The sequence below is a fragment of the Thalassospira sp. MCCC 1A01148 genome (assembly GCF_001613795.1).
Taxonomy (GTDB): domain Bacteria; phylum Pseudomonadota; class Alphaproteobacteria; order Rhodospirillales; family Thalassospiraceae; genus Thalassospira.
Window position 1 is genome coordinate 857,335 of the sequence record NZ_LPVZ01000020.1, and the last position, 19,252, is coordinate 876,586.

General features: G+C 55.4%; 16 protein-coding genes and 1 riboswitch. Of the genes, 9 read left to right on the forward strand and 7 right to left on the reverse strand.

The genetic code is table 11. From position 1 onward, the window contains the following. Positions 1-7 precede the first annotated feature (7 nt). The gene (gene argJ / locus AUQ43_RS13465; RefSeq protein WP_062956746.1) at positions 8-1,237 is read left to right on the forward strand and encodes a bifunctional glutamate N-acetyltransferase/amino-acid acetyltransferase ArgJ; all 1,230 of its coding nucleotides are present in this window, start codon (positions 8-10) and stop codon (positions 1,235-1,237) included. Positions 1,238-1,320: 83 nt separating this feature from the next. On the opposite strand, the gene AUQ43_RS13470 is transcribed toward argJ, so the two are convergent. Beyond that, positions 1,321-2,595: a pentapeptide repeat-containing protein gene (locus AUQ43_RS13470; RefSeq protein ID WP_062956747.1), complete on the reverse strand. Its 1,275-nt coding sequence runs from the start codon at positions 2,593-2,595 to the stop codon at positions 1,321-1,323. 180 nt (positions 2,596-2,775) lie between these two features. Then, positions 2,776-4,047 (reverse strand): pentapeptide repeat-containing protein, encoded by a 1,272-nt coding sequence (locus AUQ43_RS13475; RefSeq protein ID WP_062956748.1) that lies wholly within the window; start codon positions 4,045-4,047, stop codon positions 2,776-2,778. 350 nt (positions 4,048-4,397) lie between these two features. Here AUQ43_RS13475 and AUQ43_RS13480 point away from each other — a divergent pair, with 350 nt between their 5' ends. From AUQ43_RS13480 to AUQ43_RS13495, 4 genes are all read left to right on the forward strand, one after another. After that, positions 4,398-5,621 (forward strand): response regulator, encoded by a 1,224-nt coding sequence (locus tag AUQ43_RS13480; RefSeq protein WP_062956749.1) that lies wholly within the window; start codon positions 4,398-4,400, stop codon positions 5,619-5,621. A 129-nt stretch (positions 5,622-5,750) separates the two neighbouring features. Next, on the forward strand, positions 5,751-6,974 hold the full coding sequence (locus AUQ43_RS13485; protein ID WP_062957314.1) for a response regulator: 1,224 nt from the start codon (positions 5,751-5,753) through the stop codon (positions 6,972-6,974). A gap of 12 nt (positions 6,975-6,986) precedes the next feature. Beyond that, complete coding sequence (locus AUQ43_RS13490; RefSeq protein ID WP_062956750.1) at positions 6,987-8,192, forward strand: HD domain-containing phosphohydrolase; 1,206 nt, start codon at positions 6,987-6,989, stop codon at positions 8,190-8,192. Continuing rightward, positions 8,189-9,604 carry a nitrogen regulation protein NR(II) gene (locus AUQ43_RS13495; protein WP_062956751.1) on the forward strand — a complete coding sequence of 472 codons (1,416 nt, stop codon included), beginning with the start codon at positions 8,189-8,191 and terminating at the stop codon, positions 9,602-9,604. The genes AUQ43_RS13490 and AUQ43_RS13495 overlap by 4 nt, the downstream gene beginning before the upstream one ends. 5 nt (positions 9,605-9,609) lie before the next feature. On the opposite strand, the gene AUQ43_RS13500 is transcribed toward AUQ43_RS13495, so the two are convergent. The 3 genes from AUQ43_RS13500 to AUQ43_RS13510 form a co-directional block, all read right to left on the reverse strand. Beyond that, complete coding sequence (locus tag AUQ43_RS13500) at positions 9,610-9,930, reverse strand: YnfA family protein (RefSeq protein WP_062956752.1); 321 nt, start codon at positions 9,928-9,930, stop codon at positions 9,610-9,612. A gap of 16 nt (positions 9,931-9,946) precedes the next feature. Then, entirely contained in the window at positions 9,947-10,957 is a 1,011-nt protein-coding gene (locus tag AUQ43_RS13505; protein ID WP_062956753.1) for an asparaginase, read from the reverse strand. Positions 10,958-11,124: 167 nt separating this feature from the next. Next, a complete protein-coding gene (locus AUQ43_RS13510) occupies positions 11,125-11,547 on the reverse strand; it encodes a response regulator (protein WP_062956754.1) in 423 nt (140 codons plus the stop codon). 286 nt (positions 11,548-11,833) lie between these two features. Next, positions 11,834-12,012: riboswitch (cobalamin riboswitch) on the forward strand. Positions 12,013-12,134: 122 nt separating this feature from the next. Between AUQ43_RS13510 and AUQ43_RS13515 the strand changes: the two genes are divergently transcribed. The 3 genes from AUQ43_RS13515 to meaB all read left to right on the forward strand — a co-directional run bounded on the left by AUQ43_RS13515 (position 12,135) and on the right by meaB (position 17,464). Continuing rightward, entirely contained in the window at positions 12,135-14,183 is a 2,049-nt protein-coding gene (locus tag AUQ43_RS13515; protein ID WP_062956755.1) for a methylmalonyl-CoA mutase family protein, read from the forward strand. 2 nt (positions 14,184-14,185) lie between these two features. Continuing rightward, positions 14,186-16,339, forward strand: a complete 2,154-nt coding sequence (gene scpA, locus AUQ43_RS13520) for a methylmalonyl-CoA mutase (RefSeq protein WP_062956756.1) — start codon at positions 14,186-14,188, stop codon at positions 16,337-16,339. A gap of 69 nt (positions 16,340-16,408) precedes the next feature. Next, positions 16,409-17,464: a methylmalonyl Co-A mutase-associated GTPase MeaB gene (gene meaB, locus AUQ43_RS13525; protein ID WP_062957315.1), complete on the forward strand. Its 1,056-nt coding sequence runs from the start codon at positions 16,409-16,411 to the stop codon at positions 17,462-17,464. Between the two features lie 57 nt (positions 17,465-17,521). On the opposite strand, the gene AUQ43_RS20335 is transcribed toward meaB, so the two are convergent. Together AUQ43_RS20335 and AUQ43_RS20340 are read right to left on the reverse strand one after the other, a co-directional pair. After that, positions 17,522-17,674 carry a hypothetical protein gene (locus AUQ43_RS20335; protein WP_157088462.1) on the reverse strand — a complete coding sequence of 51 codons (153 nt, stop codon included), beginning with the start codon at positions 17,672-17,674 and terminating at the stop codon, positions 17,522-17,524. Between the two features lie 144 nt (positions 17,675-17,818). Beyond that, positions 17,819-17,968, reverse strand: coding sequence for a hypothetical protein (locus tag AUQ43_RS20340; RefSeq protein ID WP_157088464.1), 150 nt, complete (start codon positions 17,966-17,968; stop codon positions 17,819-17,821). Positions 17,969-18,173: 205 nt separating this feature from the next. On the opposite strand from AUQ43_RS20340, the gene AUQ43_RS13530 reads away from it, so the two are divergent. Beyond that, positions 18,174-19,172, forward strand: a complete 999-nt coding sequence (locus tag AUQ43_RS13530; protein ID WP_062956757.1) for a tRNA-dihydrouridine synthase — start codon at positions 18,174-18,176, stop codon at positions 19,170-19,172. The last annotated feature ends 80 nt before the right edge of the window (positions 19,173-19,252 follow it).

The window sequence follows — 19,252 nt, forward strand, 5'->3', positions numbered from 1 at the left end:
TGCACAGATGGTTGCGACTGCCATTTCACCGCTTGCCCCCGCGGCATTCCCCGATCTTCCGGCCATTGCCGGTGTCAAATTACACACCGCGACCCTTGGCATTCGCTATAAGGGGCGCCCGGATGTCCTGTTGGCTGAACTTGAGCCCGGCACCCAGGTTGCCGGTGTGTTCACAAAGTCAACTACAGCATCGGCAGCGGTGCGCTGGGGACGCGAGGCGCTTAAGGGTGGCACCGCACGTGCATTTTTCGTCAATGCGGGTAACTCGGTCGCCTTTACCGGCAAGGCTGGCGAAAAGTTCGTCGCCGATAAGGTCGACGCCGCGGCCAAGGCACTTGGCTGCGCCAAGACCGAGATTTTCACCGCATCAACCGGTGTGATTGGCGAGCCGACCACGGCAAACCGCATTACCGATGCGATGGATGACATCCTCGCCGATGATGCCAGCTGGCTGGATGCGGCCAAGGCAATCATGACGACTGATACCTTCCCCAAGGGGGCCTCAGCCACTTCGACCATCAACGGCACCGAAGTGACCATTGCCGGCTTTGCCAAGGGATCTGGCATGATCGAGCCGAACATGGCGACCATGCTGGGCTTTGTCTTTACTGATGCCGCCCTGCCGCACAGTGTTTTGCAGGCGCTGTTGACCGACTGCAACAATCGCAGCTTTAACGCGATTACGGTCGATAGCGATACCTCGACCTCGGATACCGTCCTGCTGGCGGCGACCGGCAAGGCTGGCAATGATGCTATTTCCGATGCGAATGATCCCGCTTTGGCATCGTTCAAAACGGCACTGGAAGACGTTCTGCGTGATCTGGCCCATCAGGTCGTGCGTGACGGCGAAGGCGCAAGCAAGTTCATCACCGTCAATGTGACCGGTGCCGTGAACGAGAAAGAAGCCAAGATTGCCGCCAAGGCGATTGCCAACTCCCCGCTGGTCAAAACCGCGATTGCTGGTGAAGACGCCAACTGGGGGCGTATTGTCATGGCGGTCGGCAAATGCGGTGTCACCGCCGACCCGAACAAGCTGACCATTTCGATCGGTGGCATTGTGCTGGCCAAGAATGGCGAGCGGGTCGAGGATTATGACGAAGCCCCGGTCGAAGCGCACATCAAGGGTCAGTATATCGACATTGATGCTGATCTTGGCTTTGGTGATGGTGCGGCCACGGTCTGGACCTGCGATCTGACACATGGCTATATCTCGATCAACGCCGATTATCGCAGCTAGGCGACAAACCGCCCGCGCACAATCAAAAACGCCGCCTTCAATGAGGGCGGCGTTTTTCATTTAACCTGAATGTTGGGCGGTGATTATTTTTTGCGGGGGATATAGCCGTTCAAAATCAAACCGACATTGGCCCCTTCGAGTTCGGTTTCGCTAAGATCGGTCGCACCAAAGGCAACACCGGCAACATTCGCCTTGGTCAGGTTTGCGCCCTTCATCTTGGCTTCGTGGAAGACCGAGTTGCGCAAGTCGGACTGTTCGAAATTCACATCCGACAGATCCGCGTTCCAGACGACGCCGGTCTTCTCGCCCTTCTTGTCGCGCTGATCGACACCGCCGAAATGAACGCCCTGGAACACCCCCTCCGAACAATCAGATCCCGCCATGCGCACACCATCAAGCACCGCACCGTTCATGCGGATCTTTTGCATGTCGGCTTCGCGCATCGAACACATGGCAAGAATGGTATCGACAAACAGGGTGCCGCGCATAATGCATTTGTCAAAGACTGCCCCTGACAAATCCATGCCGGAAAAGTCCATGCCCGACAAATCACGCCCGGCTGCAATCATCGGCATCCCGGATTTGCCACCTGTTGACAGCCATTCGCTGTGACCGTTGACCAATGCGCGAATATCTTCGACCAGCGGGGCGCTGGGGGCTTCACCGCCGATGGAATAGGACGTGTTGGCCTGCGTGAGGTCGACATCTTGCAGGTCGACATTGCGCAGGTTCGCACCACTCAGGTCCGCGCCAACAAGTTCAGTACCAGAAAGCTTGGCCCCCTTGAGGTTGGCATTGCGCAGCTTCGCGCCATTCAACTTGCACCCCGTCAGGTCCGCCCCTTCGAGGTTGACAGCAAACATGTTGGCGTCACTCATGTCGGTGTTGGCAAGACGTGCGCCCGACATGTTGCTGCCAGCCATATTCGCGCCCCACATCATCGCGCCCTCAAGGTCGGCGTTTGTCATGTCGGTTTCACGTTTGACCGTGCGTTCACGCGCACCTTCGAGAACCACCATGATACCCGCACGCAAATCAATGCCGTTCAGGTTGGCGTTGCGCAACTTTGTGCGCGCCATGTTCGCACCACGCAGATCGGCACGTTCAAACGTGGATCCTTCAAGATCGGCTTCAACAAAGTTCGCGCCAAACAAATCACAGAAATCAAAGCAGACATCGCGGGCAGATGCCTGAATGAAGTTCGCCCCCGGCAGGACGGCCTCTTTCAGGCTGATCTTGTTCATCTTGATGCGCGACAGGTTGCCATTGCGCAATTGCATGCGCTGACCGCCCGGTTTTTGATTGAGGTAAAGTTGATGCTTCTTGATTGCATCAATCAATTCCGAACGCGATGACATAAAGCGAATAGCCCCCGACTCTAAATCAGTTTTTTATTATTCAGCATTATAGAATGCAGCACTTAGCCTGCAACGCAACAAGTTTAACTTCTTGCGTATCGGCACTGCCCAGCAAGTCGGTTATTTCGCTGAAATCCTATCCGAATGCTCAGGAGGCTTCGGGGAATTTTTATATCGGGGTTAAACCTGTTCGGGAATGGTCCCACTCAGAATCGAACCGATATTGGCACCATCAAGATCGACTTCGCTTAAATCCGTATCGCCGAATGCAACACCGGCAATATTCGCCTTGCGCAGCGAGGCCCCCTTCATGCGGGGCTGATCAAAGACCGAGTTTCGCAGGTCAGTATTGGAAAAATCTGCTGATTGCAGATCAGCCCGCCACACCTCGCCCGTCTTTTGTCCCTTGGCATCACGTTGTTCCAATCCGCCAAACTTGACCCCCTGAAGCACAGCCTTGGAACAGTTGGCATAAGACATCCTCACCCCGTTCATGATCGAACCGCTCAGGCGGGCGCGGGCCAGATCGGCATTTCGCATGGATGCCATCACAAGGATGGTATCAACCAGCAACGCGCCACGCAGGATACAATCATCAAAGCACGCTGCCGAAAGATCAAAGCCGGTAAAATCAAGCTCGGTCAGATCACGGCCAGTAACATCAAGTCGTGCGCCTGCTGCCCCGCCACTTGTCAGCCACTCCGTATGGGCGTTTAACAAAATGCGGATATCTTCGGGCAAGGGCGCTCCCGACTTGCTGCCGATCGAATTTGAAGTATTGGCCTGTGACAGATCGACATTGGACAAATCGACATTGCGCAGATTGGCACCCGACAGGTCCGTGCCCAGCAACAATGTATCCTTGAGCTTGGCCCCCTTCAGGTTCGCATTCTTGAGCTTCGCCCCCGAAAGGTTGCACCCTGAAAGATCTGCCCCGGCAAGATTGACGGCAAACATGTTGGCATCGCTCAGATCCGCGTCCGCAAGTCGGGCACCGGACATGTTGCTTTCCGCCAGGTTGGCACCAGACATCATCGAGCCTTGCAGATCGGCATTGGCCAGATCCGTGTTGCGCTTGACCTTTTTTTCGCGTCCGGCATCGACGATCACCATCACGCCGGATCGAAGATCAGCCCCCTTAAGGTTGGCATTGCGCAATTTTGCGCGCGCCATGTTCGCACCGCGCAGATCAGCCCGCATGAAGCTTGATCCTTCAAGATCAGCTTCAACGAAGTTGGTTCCAAACAGGTCACAGAAATCGAATTTGACGTCTCGGATTACGGCCTGAATAAAGTTGGCACCGGGCAAAACCGCATCCTCAAGACTGATCTTGCTCATTTTGATGCGCGAAAGGTTGCCATTGCGCAACTGCAATCGCTTGCCACCCGGTTGCTTCATCACATAGAGCTGATGCTTTTTAATGGCATCAATCAGTTCCGTGCGCGTTGTCATTTATGAGATCGCACTCCCCGTCGATCATGAAAAGCATTTATGCGCGTCAAATTTACAATCATTGAAAGTGTACCCACGGTTGGCACTATACATTCTGACAAAATATGACAATCGCGCCGGACCGAGGATGACATCAGTATATCATCACACAATACCTATACTTTTGTATTATTTTAATGCTTTTGGTTTCGGGAATGTTTCCCGTTTTTTCCGCATGAGACGTCCGGCTTGGTGAATCTTATCATCTTTATGACCCGATTCGCTTTGCCCGATGACTTGTCATTTCGCGATCTTGTAAGGGCCAAAAGGCAACCCCATCTGCAATATGTCCTTGAAAAGTATCGGTTCCAATGCACCAGATCTTGTTTGTAGATGACGATGCCAACATCCTGAACGGATTGCGCCGACGCTTGCGCGGCGCGCGGCCACAATGGAACCTGCATTTTGCCAATAGCGGGGCAGAAGCACTTGAGCTTGCTGAAAAACAGGATTTCGATGTGATCGTATCGGACATCCAGATGCCGGGCATGGATGGCGTTACCTTGCTTGAAACCATGCAGAAAACCCAACCCGATGCTGTACGCATCATTCTGACCGGTCATGCCGACAATGCATCCTATCTGCGCACCATCGGTCCGGCGCACCAGTTCCTGAGCAAGCCTTGCGATAACGAAACCCTGATCGAAAGCATTGAAAACGCCCTTGGCCTGCGCCAGTTGTTGCGCAGTCCGGAACTTAGAACCCTTGTGGCGGACTCCAAAAGCCTGGCATCCCCGCCAGACACCTATATGCGCCTCGAAACAGCCTTTGCCGATCCCAATTACTCGCTTGATACCATCAGTAAAATTGTCGAGTCCGACATTGCGTTAACGACCGAAGTCCTGAAGCTGACCAATTCGTCCTATTTTGCGGTCACCCAGAATGTGTCCTCCGTTGGCCATGCGGTTCGCATGCTGGGCATGGAAACGCTTAAGGCGCTTGCACTGTTTGTCGGGCTGTATCGCGGGTTTGACGGCCCGGCCAGTCAGGCGGCCAACCTTAAGCGACTGTGCCATCGGTCTCAGCAAATCGGGGTTACCGCCGCGCTGATTGCAGAATATGAACGTCTCCCGCGTGAGATTTGTCATGCTGTACCGTCAATCGGGATGCTCAGCCATATCGGGACGCTTATCCTTTACACCAACCGGTCGGACGAAATGCAGGCGGTTGTCGAACGGGTGGAAAAAGAAGGCATTTCCATCGATCGGGCTGAAAACGAACAGTTTGGGGCAGGACACGCCGAGATCGGGGCCTATTTGCTTGGATTGTGGGGGTTCCCTGCCCCGGTCATTCAGGCGGTTGCCTATCACCACCGCCCGATGGACCTTCCACATCAGGAAATGACGGCGCTGACCGCCATATATGTTGCGCAGCACCTGACCCGCGAAGTCGCCGACCGTGACGCGGGCGTAAGCATCGAAAGCAGCATTGATATGGACTATCTCGCACGGATCGGAAAGCATGGCCGTCTGGAGGAATGGGCCAATATTGCTGCAATTGTTTCCGAGAAATACCGCGAACTTACCGATAGCTGATGGCCCCACGCACCACACCCTTTGATTCCAAGAACGACTAAAAAGTTCATTACCCTCCGCAAATGCGGACTATCAAAGACGCCCTTCTCGCCCCATGTATTGAACATGGAACACACGCATGAGATGAAAATGAGCGTCATCCTGTTCGTAGACGATGACAAGAATATTCTGGATGGGTTGCGTCGAAGATTGCGATCCGTTCATCCGGAATGGCAGCTGCATTTCGCGCATGACGCGGAAAGCGCGCTGCTCAAGGCTGACGAGATCGATCCGGATGTTGTGATTTCAGACATGCGCATGCCCGGAACTGATGGCGCGGCACTTTTGACCATCATGCAGGAAAAACACCCGCATTCCGCGCGGATCATTTTGTCCGGTTTTGCCGAAGAAGAAGCGATCCTGCGCACGGTCGGACCAGCGCATCAATATCTGGCCAAACCCTGCGACGACAAGATGCTGATCGAAACCATCGAAAATGCACTTGATCTGCGCCATCTTCTGACCAATCCGGACTTGCGGGCCCTTGTTGGCGGGATTGACGCGCTTGCCTCGCCTCCGACGACCTATACCAACCTTGTCAAAGCACTTGAAAACCCGCTTGTCGGCAACGAGCAGCTTACGGCCATCGTTGAATCAGACATCGCACTCACCGCAGAAATTCTAAAGCTGACCAATTCAGCCTATTTTGCGATCAGCCAGAAGATCACCACGATCTCGCAGGCCATCCGGATGATTGGCATCGACACGCTCAAGGCGCTTGCCTTGTTTGTTGGCCTGTTTCGCAGCTTCGATGGCCCGAAATCCGCGGTCACCCAAATGATGCAGCTTTGTAAACGCAGTCAGCAGCTTGGGGTGATCGCGACCCTGATTGCCGAACAGGAAGACCTGCCCAAAGAAGTGGTCAATGTTCTGGCCGCAGTTGGCATGCTGAGCCACATTGGCAGCCTTATCCTGTATGCCTATCGCGCCGATGAAATGGCCGACGTTGTCAAACGGGTCGAAACCGAAGACGTTCCGATTTATGTCGCCGAGCGCGATCAGTTCGGTGCTGCTCATCCGGAAATCGGTGCCTATCTTCTTGGATTGTGGGGATTTCCCAGTGCCATGGTGCAAACTGTTGCCTATCACCATCGCCCCCAAAAGACCCCGCATGCCGAAATGAACGCACTCACGGCGATCTATGTTGCGCAGCATCTGGCACGTGAAATTGCCATCGAGCAACGCACCGGGACTGCGCCGGAAAGCCGCATTGATCTTGAATATCTGGATCAATTGGGCAAACGCCATCGACTGCTTGTATGGCTCGAAACCGCCCGCTTGGTGGAACAGAAATACCGCGAGATTGATGCGTAAGGGAGACAGAGCATGACACAGAATCCTCCTGTACTCTTTGTTGATGACGATGAGAACCTGTTGATGGCTCTAAAGCGTAAGCTGCGCGGCAAGTTCAATTTTGACACCGCAGTCGGCCCTTTGCAGGCGCTTGAAAAAATCAAGGCCGGTAACAAATATGCCGTCTGTGTGGCAGATATGCGCATGCCCGACATGGATGGCGTGCAATTATTGGGAGAGGTCGCAAAGCTCAGCCCTGACACCGTCAATATGATGCTGACGGGAAATGCCGATCAACACACCGCCGTCGAGGCAATCAATCGCGGGCATATCTTCCGGTTTTTCAACAAACCCTGCGAAGACGACGACCTGATTGCTGGCCTTAGCGCAGGTTTGCGACAGTACCAGTTGATCACCGCTGAACGGGCCCTGATCGAACAAACCCTGGCTGGTAGTGTCAAGGTTCTGACCGAGGTTCTCGCACAGCTTAACCCGGCAATCTTTGGCAAGGCGATGCGCGCCAAGATCTGGTGCGACACCATTGCCAAATCAATCGGCTATCCGCATCCATGGGAACTGGGATTGGCCGCCTTGCTCGCCCCGATTGGCTATGTATCGCTGCCGCCGACAATCCTTGCCCGGCTCGGAGAGGAAAAGCCACTACAACCGCTTGAACGTGATGTGGTTCGACGGACACCGGAAGTCGCCCGCCAACTGATTTCCAATATCCCGCGTCTGGAAAGAGTCGCTGAAATTGTCTATTTGCAGAACCGGAACTTTGATGGATCGGGTTTCCCGGCCGACGGCCCGCTTGGCAATGAATTGCCGCTTGGGGCGCGCGTGCTTCGGATCTTTAACGACCTTGGCAAGATTGTTGATAGCGATCTGGTCGTCAAACAGCATTTTGACGAGTTGCGCCAAAAACCTGATCGCTATGACCCGGGGCTTCTTGACCAGATTGAGGCATTGCTCGCCAAAGAAGACCCGTCTTATGACAAGGTTGCCTACCCCAAAGGAACAGAGCACGACATCAATCTGAAGAACCTCAGGATGGGTGACTTCCTGCTAACTGATATCGAAACCCTTGAGGGGCAGGTCTTGCTCACGCATGGCAACTATGTTTCAGAGATACAGCTCCAACGGTTGCGTGTATTTCAGGAGCTCCATCAGTTCCACGAACCCATTCGCGTGCGCCGTGGCGGTCATGACCCCGAAGTGCAAATCGGCGAGGCGTCATGACCGAAAGCCAGGACGCTATCGAGGCCCCAAAAATTCTGAGCAGCACGGACGAGGTCACATCCGGCGAGGATCTGCTTGATGCCGCGAACGAAATTGATGCGCCCGAGGAAATCCGCGCGCCTTTCATGGCGCTGTTGAAGGAACAAAAGCGCCGCAAACTGGAAGCAACCCAACGGCTCAAGACCATTCTTGATAGTGTTGTTGAAGGCATCCTGATCATCGATGCGACCGGTATGATTCAGGACTTCAACAAGTCAGCCGGTGAAATCTTGCGCGCAACGGGTGATGAACTGCTGGGAACGTCGGTTGATGTCATGTTCATTGATCGCAAGGCAACCGTACGTCACCGGCTTCTGAACCGCTGCATCAACATCAGCAGTGGCGTTTTGAAATATGACTATACTGAAACCATGGCCCAACGCCTTGATGGCGACAGCTTTCCGATGGAAATCATCGTAAGCCCGGCCAATTTCGAATCAGAAATGAGTTATCTGTATATTTTCCGGGATATCACCCGTCGCAAAACAGCCGAAGAATCCCAGAAAAAGCTTGAGGAAGACCTGCGCGAAGCCCTTAAGCTTGAGGCGATTGGTCATCTCGCAGGCGGCATTGCCCACGAAATCAACACGCCCAGTCAGTATATCCGCGATAACCTGAAGTTCCTGAATGACAGTTATGGGTCGCTGTCACGTATCCTCGGTCTGGCATTGCAGACCTTGTGGAAAAACCGCGCCAGTTTGCCACCCAATACGTTTGAGGATTTTGTTCGACAGATGCGCGATTCCGATCTGGAATTCCTGCTTGAGGAAATCCCGCATGCGACCCAGCAGTCCTTGGACGGGATCAATCAGGTGGCGCGCATTGTGCTGTCGATGAAGGAATTTTCCCATCCCGGCGGGGCAGAAAAAACCACCACCGATATCAACCGTGTTCTGTCCAACGTGATTGTGATTTCGCGCAATGAATGGAAACACAATGCCGACATCATCGAGAAGTTCGATCCTGAAATCCCGCATATTCCCTGTCACATCAACGAGATCAATCAGGTCTTCCTGAACCTGATCGTCAACGCCGCACAGGCCATTCAGGCTGCCGGGCGCAAACCGGATGAAGGCCATATCACGGTCAAGACGACGTCGCTTGATGACAGTATCCTGATTTCGATTTCTGATAACGGCACCGGTATCGCCAAGGAAGACCGATCCAAGGTTTTCAACCCGTTCTTTACCACCAAGGAAGTCGGCAAAGGGACCGGGCAGGGTCTGTCGATCACCCATGACATCGTCACCGTCCGCCATGGCGGGCGCATCTGGTTTGAAACCGAAATGGGCAAGGGAACGACGTTCCATGTTCTGCTGCCGGGCGAAGATCGAACCGGGCCCCAACCAGAAGAAAAGCCGGCAAAAGCCTGAAAGCTCTAACGCGGGGCAAACAGAATGATGCCCGCCCCAATCAGGCAAACCAGCAAGCCGATAATATCCCAGCGATCAGGCATACTGCGTTCAACCACCCACATCCAGAATATTGATGCCGTGATATAAACCCCGCCATAGGCCGCATAGGCCCGCCCGGCAAAATCGGCTTCTACCCGCGTCAGAAGCCAGGCAAAGATAATAAGGGATGCGACGCCGGGCACGCCCCAAAGGATCGATTTCCCCGATCGCAACCAGGCCCAGAAGGCAAAACACCCGGCAATTTCGGCAATGGCCGCAAAGATATAGGCCGCAATGCTATGCATCGGTTTCCCGTCTTGATTAGAAGGCAGGGCGCAAGTCGCCTGCATATTTGCCCGCCCAGTTGGTCAGCACCGGCGTCAGATGGTTTTTAAGCACCTCGGCGCGGGCATCGTCTATCACGCCATGTTTGCGCAAGATCGCGCCCATCGCAACCTCTGCCCCGCGCTGGGTGCCATCATCAATCTTGAGCGCCACACCAAGCCCCTGTTCGGGGAAGGCTGCACAGTAAACACCCTCTGCCCCGACCTTGACCAGCGCGTCCTCGCCACATTCTTCCATGATGGCACTGCAGAAACGGCCCGTGCCTGCGACCATGAAGGGTGCTTTTGCACAGCCCTTGCGAATGCGCTTGATGGCATTGGCGCGCGTTTCCGACAGGCCAGCGGGATCAGCCATCCGCGCCATGGCAAGCCCCAGATCGCGCAGGCGCATACCGATTACCGGAATACCGCACCCATCAATGCCACGCGGGGTGGATGACAGATCACAATCCCCCATTTCCTCAAGTACCTTGATCAGGCGCTGCTGAACGGGATGGGGCTCTGCAATGTAACCGGTCGGGTCATCGCCAAGATGCTGCGCGGTTGTCAGGAACCCGGCATGTTTGCCCGAACAGTTGTTATGCGCCTTGGTCAGTTTGACATGATCGGATGCCTGCTTGATCGCGGCATTCAGGCTAAGCGAATAATGCGGCGCACATTCCAGCGTTTCGACCGACAGGCCGATTTTTTCAAGCCATGTGGCAACCGTGGTTGCATGCTCTTCCTCGCCATTATGCGACGAGCACGCCAGCGCGATGTGCTTGTCTTCAAGGCCAAAGGCATCCGCCGCACCACTTTCAATCAACGGGATCGCAAGAAGCGGCTTGATCGCGGATCGCGGATACATCAGTGCGTCAATATCGCCGCCCGCGTCGATCACGGTGCCATCCGATTTCATCACCACATACCGGCCACGGTGAAAACTTTCGACCATCGCGCCACGGGTGGCTTCGACAAGGATCGGGTTGGCAGCAGAGGACGATGACATTGCGGAGTGCTCCGGGACGTGATGGATTTGGTGGCGGACCGGGTATCAACCCAGACCATGCTATGCCCGAAATATGGGAATGATGGCAAGCAAGACCAGCGATTACACATAGAAAAACGCCCTGCCGGGGCAGAGCGTTTGTCATCGCAATACGCCGAATGAAGAGCTTAACAGGCGCTCATGGAATTGCCGAGAACCCGGTTGAGCTGCTCAAGAACCACTTTCGGGCTGGCATCCTTGCTGATGAAATCAGCGGCACCCAACGCATCCGCCTGCGCGCGGGTATCGGCGTCATAATGGGCGGAGAAAAAGAAAACCGGCACGTTTTGGCTGTTGGGGAAGCGGCGGCGAATCTCGCAAAAGGCTTCAAAGCCGCTCATACCCGGCATTTCAATATCCAGAATAATGGCGTTGGGGCACATGCCTTCAAGCTGATCGATCAGATCATCGGCACAATCAAAGCCGGCCACGTCATATCCGGCCCGGCGCAACACTGTTTCAAGGGCTGCTTTGGCGCTGGGACTGTCGTCGGCGAACGCAACCAGTCCATCAGGACAAAATTGCGGCGGCATGGCGCTGAGCGCATTCATGGATGGCGATACTCCGAGATTTGGGACACGCCCAAACTGACAGATGAAAATGTCAAATTGGTTAAACCCGCCAAATTTTTGCCATGCAATGTTCTGCCTTCACCCCGATCTTCCACCCCTTGCGCGAAAGTATAAGGTGGTTATGACACCAGCATCGTGGCACAGAAATCACGGCCCGACCGATAAAACTCCAATGTTTCCGCCAACATAACGCTACGGAAACCTGATTTGTCGGGTGGCTTATCCGCCTAAATAGGTATTTCCATGCCTATTTACGGAATTAGGGACAGGTGCTATAAACCGCCATGTCGCGAATGTGACCGGAAAACATGATCGGGAATCCGGTGCGGCCCCGCCTTTTGGCGGTGTGGCCAAGCCCGGAACTGCCCCCGCAACTGTAGGTACGAAGCCGTTTTTCGCGGTTTTGCACGAGTCAGAATACCGATGGTGTTTTCTTGGCATGAATTGGGCCGGGCGGGGTGTACCGGGTACTGGGAATCCGTAGTAGAATAGAATTTGGCAACTTTCCGCGCCGCGCCCCATATGGAGTCGCATCAAGGCCGGGATGAACCAAGCCGGGAGAAACCATGTCCGACCCGCTTAAGCTCGCATCCGAATTTCCATCTGCTGATTACGCAAGTTGGCGCAAGCTGGCCGAAGAGGCCCTTAAGGGTGCACCGTTCGAGAAGAAGCTTGTCACCAACACCCTTGATGGGTTTTCCGTTCAGCCGATCTATACAAATGACGATCAGGATGACGCGACCCGGCTGATCCACGAGGTTCTTAACGCCACGGTCGAGCCGCGTGAAACCGTTACCGGTTGGGACATCCGTCAGCTTCATACCCATCCCGATCCCAAAGCCACCAATGCCGCGATCCTTGAGGACCTTGAAAATGGGGCCACCTCGATCACGCTAAAACTTGATGCCGCCGCCCGCGCCGGGCGCGAAATCAGTTCTGCCGAGGTCGGTGTTGACGGGATTGCCATTCATTGTCTGGCCGATCTTGATGCCGCACTTGAGGATGTTTACACCAACCTTGCCACCGTCGGACTTGATGGTGGTGCCGCAGGTGTTCCGACTGCGGCCCTGTTGGCCGCGCACATTGCCAATACCGATGGCGCAGACGAAGCCGCCCCGGCCTTTAACATTGACCCGATTGGAACCCTTGCATCCACCGGCACCCTGCCCTGCGGGGCACAGGAGGCGGTTGATCATGCGGCAGGCGTCGCGGTTGAGCTGATTGACCTTTTCCCGCTGGCGACTGCGATTTCGGTTAATGGTGCGCCTTACTATAATGCCGGGGCCACCGATGGTCAGGAACTGGCCTGTTTGCTGGCAAGCGGGGTGACATACTTACGTGCCCTGACCGATGCCGGAATGGCGGTTGATCAGGCTGCGGGTGCAATGGTGTTTAACGTCGCCATCGGCACGGACTTCTTTGCCGGGATCGCCAAACTGCGTGCGCTTCGCATGATGTGGAGCCGCATTCTTTCGGCATCGGGTGCCGAGGATGCGACGATCACGATCAATGCGGTTTCAGCCGAAATGGCACTGACCAAGGTTGATCCATGGGTCAATATGCTGCGCACCACAGTGACAAGCTTTGCCGCCGGTCTGGGTGGTGCGGACAGTGTGACCTGCCTGCCTTATGATCATCTGATTGGCCTGCCTGATGGCTTTGCGCGACGTATTGCGCGCAACACCCAACTGATCTTGCAGGAAGAAAGCAACGTCCACCGGGTCATCGATCCGGCTGGTGGTTCGTGGTTTATTGAAAACCTGACCAAGGAACTGGCGAAGGCCGCCTGGTCGAAATTCCAGTCCCTTGAATCCTCGGGTGGCATTCTAAGCGCCCTTGCCAATGGCAGCCTGAAAACCGAAATCGAGACCGTCTGGAATGCGCGCGAAAAACGCCTGTCCACCCGTCGTGATCCGCTGACTGGTGTCTCCGAATTCCCCAACATCGCTGAGGCCAAGGTGACGTGCGAAACGCCCGACCTTGACGCGATCGTTGCCGATGCCAAGAGCCGCCAGACCAAGTTTGACGGAACGGTCGGCAAAAGCCTTGCTGCCATGATTGAGGCCGCACGCGCAGGCGCCACCATCGGACAGATGTTTACCGAGCTTTATGGCACCAGTGCCGCGACCCGTATCGGTGCGCTTCCGGCCCATCGCCTATCTGAAAACTATGAGGCACTTCGCAAACGTTCTGAGGTACACAAGACAAAGACCGGGTCTTTCCCGCAGGTCTTCCTGGCCAATCTTGGCAAGGTCGCCCAGCACACGGCACGCGCGACATTTGCGCGCAACTTCTTTGAAGCAGGCGGGATCGAAGCCATCACCAATAACGGCTTTGACACGGCAGATACACTGGCATCCGCCTTCGCAGATAGCGGGGCCAAGATCGCCATAATCTGTGGATCGGATCCGCAATATGGCGACATGGCAACCGATGTTGCCAAGGCACTCAAGGCAAAGGGGGCCAGCATGGTTTACCTTGCTGGCAATCCGGGCGATGCGAGGTCCGATTACGAGGCCGCCGGCATTGACGACTTTGTCTTTGTCGGGGCCGATGTTCTTGGCATTTGTGGTGCCGCACTTGATCACCTTCTTGGCAAGCAGGGGGAGAAATAACCATGACCCGCATTCCTGATTTCTCCGACCTTCCGCTGTTTGATGGCGCATCCGCCGGTGCAAAGGACCCGTTTGAAAGCACGCCCTGGACCACGCCAGAAGGCATTGATGTCAAATCATCCTATGGGCCCAAGGATCTGGACGGTATTGATCACCTGAACACCATGCCGGGCATGCCGCCGTTTTTGCGCGGCCCCTATCCCACCATGTATGTGCAGCGTCCCTGGACGATCCGCCAGTATGCCGGTTTCTCCACGGCCGAGGAATCCAACGCGTTCTATCGCCGTAACCTTGCCGCCGGGCAAAAAGGGCTTTCGATTGCCTTCGATCTGGCGACCCACCGTGGCTATGACAGTGATCATCCGCGCGTCGCAGGTGATGTCGGCATGGCCGGTGTTGCGATTGACAGCATCTATGACATGCGCACCCTTTTTGATGGCATCCCGCTTGATCAGATGTCGGTTTCCATGACCATGAATGGTGCGGTTCTGCCGGTCATGGCGCTTTATATTGCGGCCGCCGAAGAACAGGGCGTTGCGCACGAACAGCTTTCTGGCACCATTCAGAACGATATTCTGAAAGAGTTCATGGTGCGCAACACCTATATCTATCCGCCGAAACCATCGATGCGCATCATTTCGGACATCTTTGCCTTTACCTCGCAAAACATGCCGAAATTCAACTCGATCTCGATTTCCGGCTATCACATGCAGGAAGCCGGTGCGACGGCTGATCTCGAACTCGCCTATACGCTGGCCGATGGCATCGAATATGCCCGCGCCGGTCAGGCGGCGGGTCTTCCGATTGATAAATTCGCGCCGCGCCTGTCGTTCTTCTGGGCGATTGGCATGAACTTCTTCATGGAAATCGCCAAGATGCGCGCGGCCCGCATGATCTGGGCAAAGCTGATCAAACAGTTCGATCCGCAGAACCCCAAGTCGCTGTCGCTGCGTACCCACAGCCAGACATCGGGTTGGTCTTTGACCGCCCAGGACGTATTTAACAACGTTATCCGCACCTGTGTTGAGGCGATGGCCTCCACCCAAGGCCATACACAGTCGCTGCATACCAATGCACTGGACGAAGCATTGGCCCTGCCGACCGATTTCTCGGCCCGGATTGCGCGAAACACCCAGCTGTTCCTGCAACAGGAAAGCGGCACCACCAACGTTATCGATCCGTGGGGTGGTTCGTACTATGTCGAACGTCTGACCCGCGATCTGGCGGAAAAGGCATGGGCCCATATCGCCGAGGTCGAAGAACAGGGCGGCATGGCCAAGGCGATTGAAGCCGGCATTCCGAAAATGCGCATCGAAGAAGCAGCGGCCCGCACCCAGGCCCGCATTGATAGCGGCCGTCAAACATTGGTCGGTGTGAACAAATACCGCGTCACCGATGATCGCCCGGTTGATGTGCTTCAGGTCGATAACGCCGAAGTCCGCCGCCAGCAGATCGCAAAACTTGAACGCCTGCGGGCCGAACGTGACAACGCAGCAGTTGAAAGTGCCCTGACCGCGCTGACCAATGCCGCCGATGCTGGCAATGGCAACCTGCTTGAACTGGCTGTCGAAGCCGCACGTGCGAAATGCACCGTGGGCGAGATTTCCGATGCGCTTGAAAAGGTCTATGGCCGTCATCAGGCGGTGATCCGATCCATCTCCGGCGTTTATAAAACCGAGGTCGGCGCTGATAACGAGGCACTGGCCAAGGTTGATCGCCTGATCACGGAATTTGAGGCCAATGAAGGCCGCCGTCCACGTATCCTGATCGCGAAAATGGGTCAGGATGGTCATGACCGGGGTCAGAAGGTGATCGCGACTGCCTTTGCCGATCTTGGATTTGATGTCGATATCGGCCCGTTGTTCCAGACACCGGAAGAAGCCGCCAAACAGGCAGTTGAAAACGATGTTCATATCGTTGGGGCAAGTTCGCTTGCCGCCGGTCACCTGACCCTTGTGCCGCAACTTCGGGCCGAACTCGACAAGCTTGGCCGTGAAGACATTATGATTGTTGCCGGGGGTGTGATCCCGCCGCAGGACTTCGACAAACTGTTCGAAGCCGGGGCCGAGGCGATCTTCCCGCCCGGAACGGTCATTGCCGAAGCGGCTGGCGACCTGCTAGAAAAGCTTAATCAGTCTGGTGAGGAAGCGGCCTGATCGCTGCTTCCTTCCCACCCGACGTAACGCTTTGCTGGCGTGAAACGCGCCAAATTCAAGGAACGCTTGGTGAAAGAAACACTGCGCACCATACCTGCAGGCTCGGGCGGCACGATCAGCCCGCGCAAGGCCGTGCGCAGACGTGTGCTTTCGACCGATGAAATCGTCGAAGGGGTTCTGGCAGGCGACCGCACCATTCTGTCACGCGCGATCACGCTGGTTGAAAGCCGCAACCCCAAACACTTTGAGCAGGCCCAAGCCGTTCTGGCCAAACTCATGCCCGATACCGGCGGATCACAGCGCATCGGCATTACCGGCGTTCCCGGTGTCGGCAAGTCGACCTTTATCGAGGCCTTTGGCAAGAATCTGACCAAGGCGGGTAAAAAGGTTGCCGTGCTTGCCGTTGATCCGACAAGTGCGCGTTCGGGCGGGTCCATTCTGGGTGACAAAACCCGGATGAACGAGCTTTCGATTGATCCCAATGCCTATATCCGCCCGTCGCCCAGCAGTGGCTATTTGGGCGGGGTCAATCGCATGACGCGCGAAACCATCCTTCTGTGCGAGGCCGCCGGGTTTGATGTGGTTCTGGTCGAAACCGTCGGGGCCGGGCAAAGCGAAACGATGGTCGCGCAAATGACCGACTTCTTCCTGGTTCTGATGTTGCCCGGTGCGGGCGACGAGCTTCAGGGCATCAAGAAGGGTGTGCTTGAAATTGCCGATCTGATTGCGGTCAACAAGGCCGATGCCGATCCGGCCAAGGCGCGCGAGGCCAAACGTGAATATTCCTCAGCTTTGCGGATCATGCAACCCAGCAGCAAGCATTGGCGCCCGCAATCGGTGATGGTTTCAGCGCTCATCAATGACGGGCTTGATAACATCTGGGATCTGATCAATCAGCACCGCGCAGTGATGGAAAAAGAAGGCGAGTTCACCGCCAAGCGCGCCCGCCAGCAACATGACTGGATGTGGACGATGCTGCGCGACCGGTTGCTTGAAACCTTTACCGCGCGTGATGATGTTGCAAGCCGACTTCAGGCGCTTGAGGCCGATGTTTTATCGGGCACCACCAACCCGACTGCTGCGGTCGAGGAATTGCTGGGCCTGATCAAGACGGTTGCGAAATAGGCAAACAAAAGGCCGCACAAAATGCGCGGCCTCTAAAACCATTTAGCTGTGGCTGGCTTACTTGGTTTCTGCTGCCTTGAGCTTTTCTTTCAGGACTTTAAGCTTCTCGACGGCATCATTGATCTCCTGATCAAGATGCTTGAGGCCTTCGCGCTTTTCGGTCGGCACAGATTCGAGCTCATCGAGGGCTTTCTCTACGATATAAAGCATCCTGCGATCCTCCTTGTTTTGATATCGGCGACGTCATTTGCGTGGATAGGCCACCGCAGACGTCCACGCTGGTTAACATAGCACCAAGCATGGACCAACCGATGTGTAATTTCAAAGACATGGATCAAGAATGATCCGAAAGCATCAACCGGCTGTCTGTTCAAGACGTTCCTGAAGGACCCGGATGCTTTCGGAAGTTGATTGCAAAACCTGTTCAAGGCCGGAGAGTGTTTCACGGGCTTCGCGCGAGACCGCTTCGACTTCATCAAGCGCGCTTTCAAAGATATCGAGCATGAATGTGCCCTTTCATTGTTGTTTTTGATGGTTCAAAGCTAGCCGCCAAATTCGCTGAAACCGTGTCAGCAATGCGCTATTTCTGCCGCATTCCGATGTGAGAACGCGCAGGACGGCAAGGCTGATCTGTGATTTTTCACCGGCAGGTTTGGGTCAATTGTGGTAAAAGCCGCCCACTGATTTTCTGAAACCGGAATTGATCGCGATGACGCACTTGGTGCTTGCACCGATGGAAGGACTTGTTGACTGGCGCGTTCGGCAATTGCTGAGCGCTGCCGGCGGGTTCGACCTGTGCGTTACCGAGTTTATCCGGGTGTCGCAGAACCTGTTTCCGCCCCACGTGTTTCATCGCTATTGCCCGGAACTCTTGAACGGCGGCAAGACGCTTTCGGGGGTGCCGGTTCTGGTTCAGCTGATGGGGCATGACCCGGAACTGATGGGCGAAAATGCGGTTGTCGCGGTAGAGCTTGGCGCGCCCGGGATTGATATCAATTTCGGTTGCCCGTCCAAAACCGTGAACAAGCGCGAAGCAGGTGCGTCGCTGCTGAAATGCCCGGAAAATCTGTATGAAATTGTCTCGGCTGTACGGCATGCGGTGCCGGATCATATCCCGGTCAGCGCCAAGGTCCGGCTTGGGTATTCCGACAAGGAGATGTTCCTTGATATCGCACGTGCGGTCGAAGCCGGTGGCGCGCAGCACCTGACCGTGCATGCGCGCACCAAGATGGAAGGTTACAAACCGCCGGCACATTGGGAATATCTTGCGCGCATTCGTGAAGCCATTTCAATTGGCATGACCGGCAATGGCGAAATCTGGGATGTGACGGATTATCAGAAATGCCGTGACATTTCAGGCTGTGACAGCTTTATGCTGGGCCGTGGGGCAATCGCCGCCCCCGATCTGGCCACCCGCATCAAGGCGTTTGAAAACGGCGCACGTGTGCCGCGCGAAAGCTGGGCCGATGTTCTGTCCATGTTACTCGCCTATTGTGATCTTATGGCGTCAGATGGCGCGTCGGAAAACCATCAGGCCGGGCGTATCAAACAGTGGATGGCGTTGATCCGAAAAAGCCACCCGCAAGGCGAAACCTGCTTTGACGAGATCAAGCGCATCCGGTCAATTGATGAGCTGTGCGCCAAGCTTCGCCACGACATGGCCTTGCCGGAAAATCGACGGACAAACGACCTTATGGCTGCGGAATAGCCGGGAATTTCCGAAATAAACACAAAAACAGAACGGGCGGCCAGTGTGGCCGCCCGTTTTTATTCGATCAACTCTTTGGG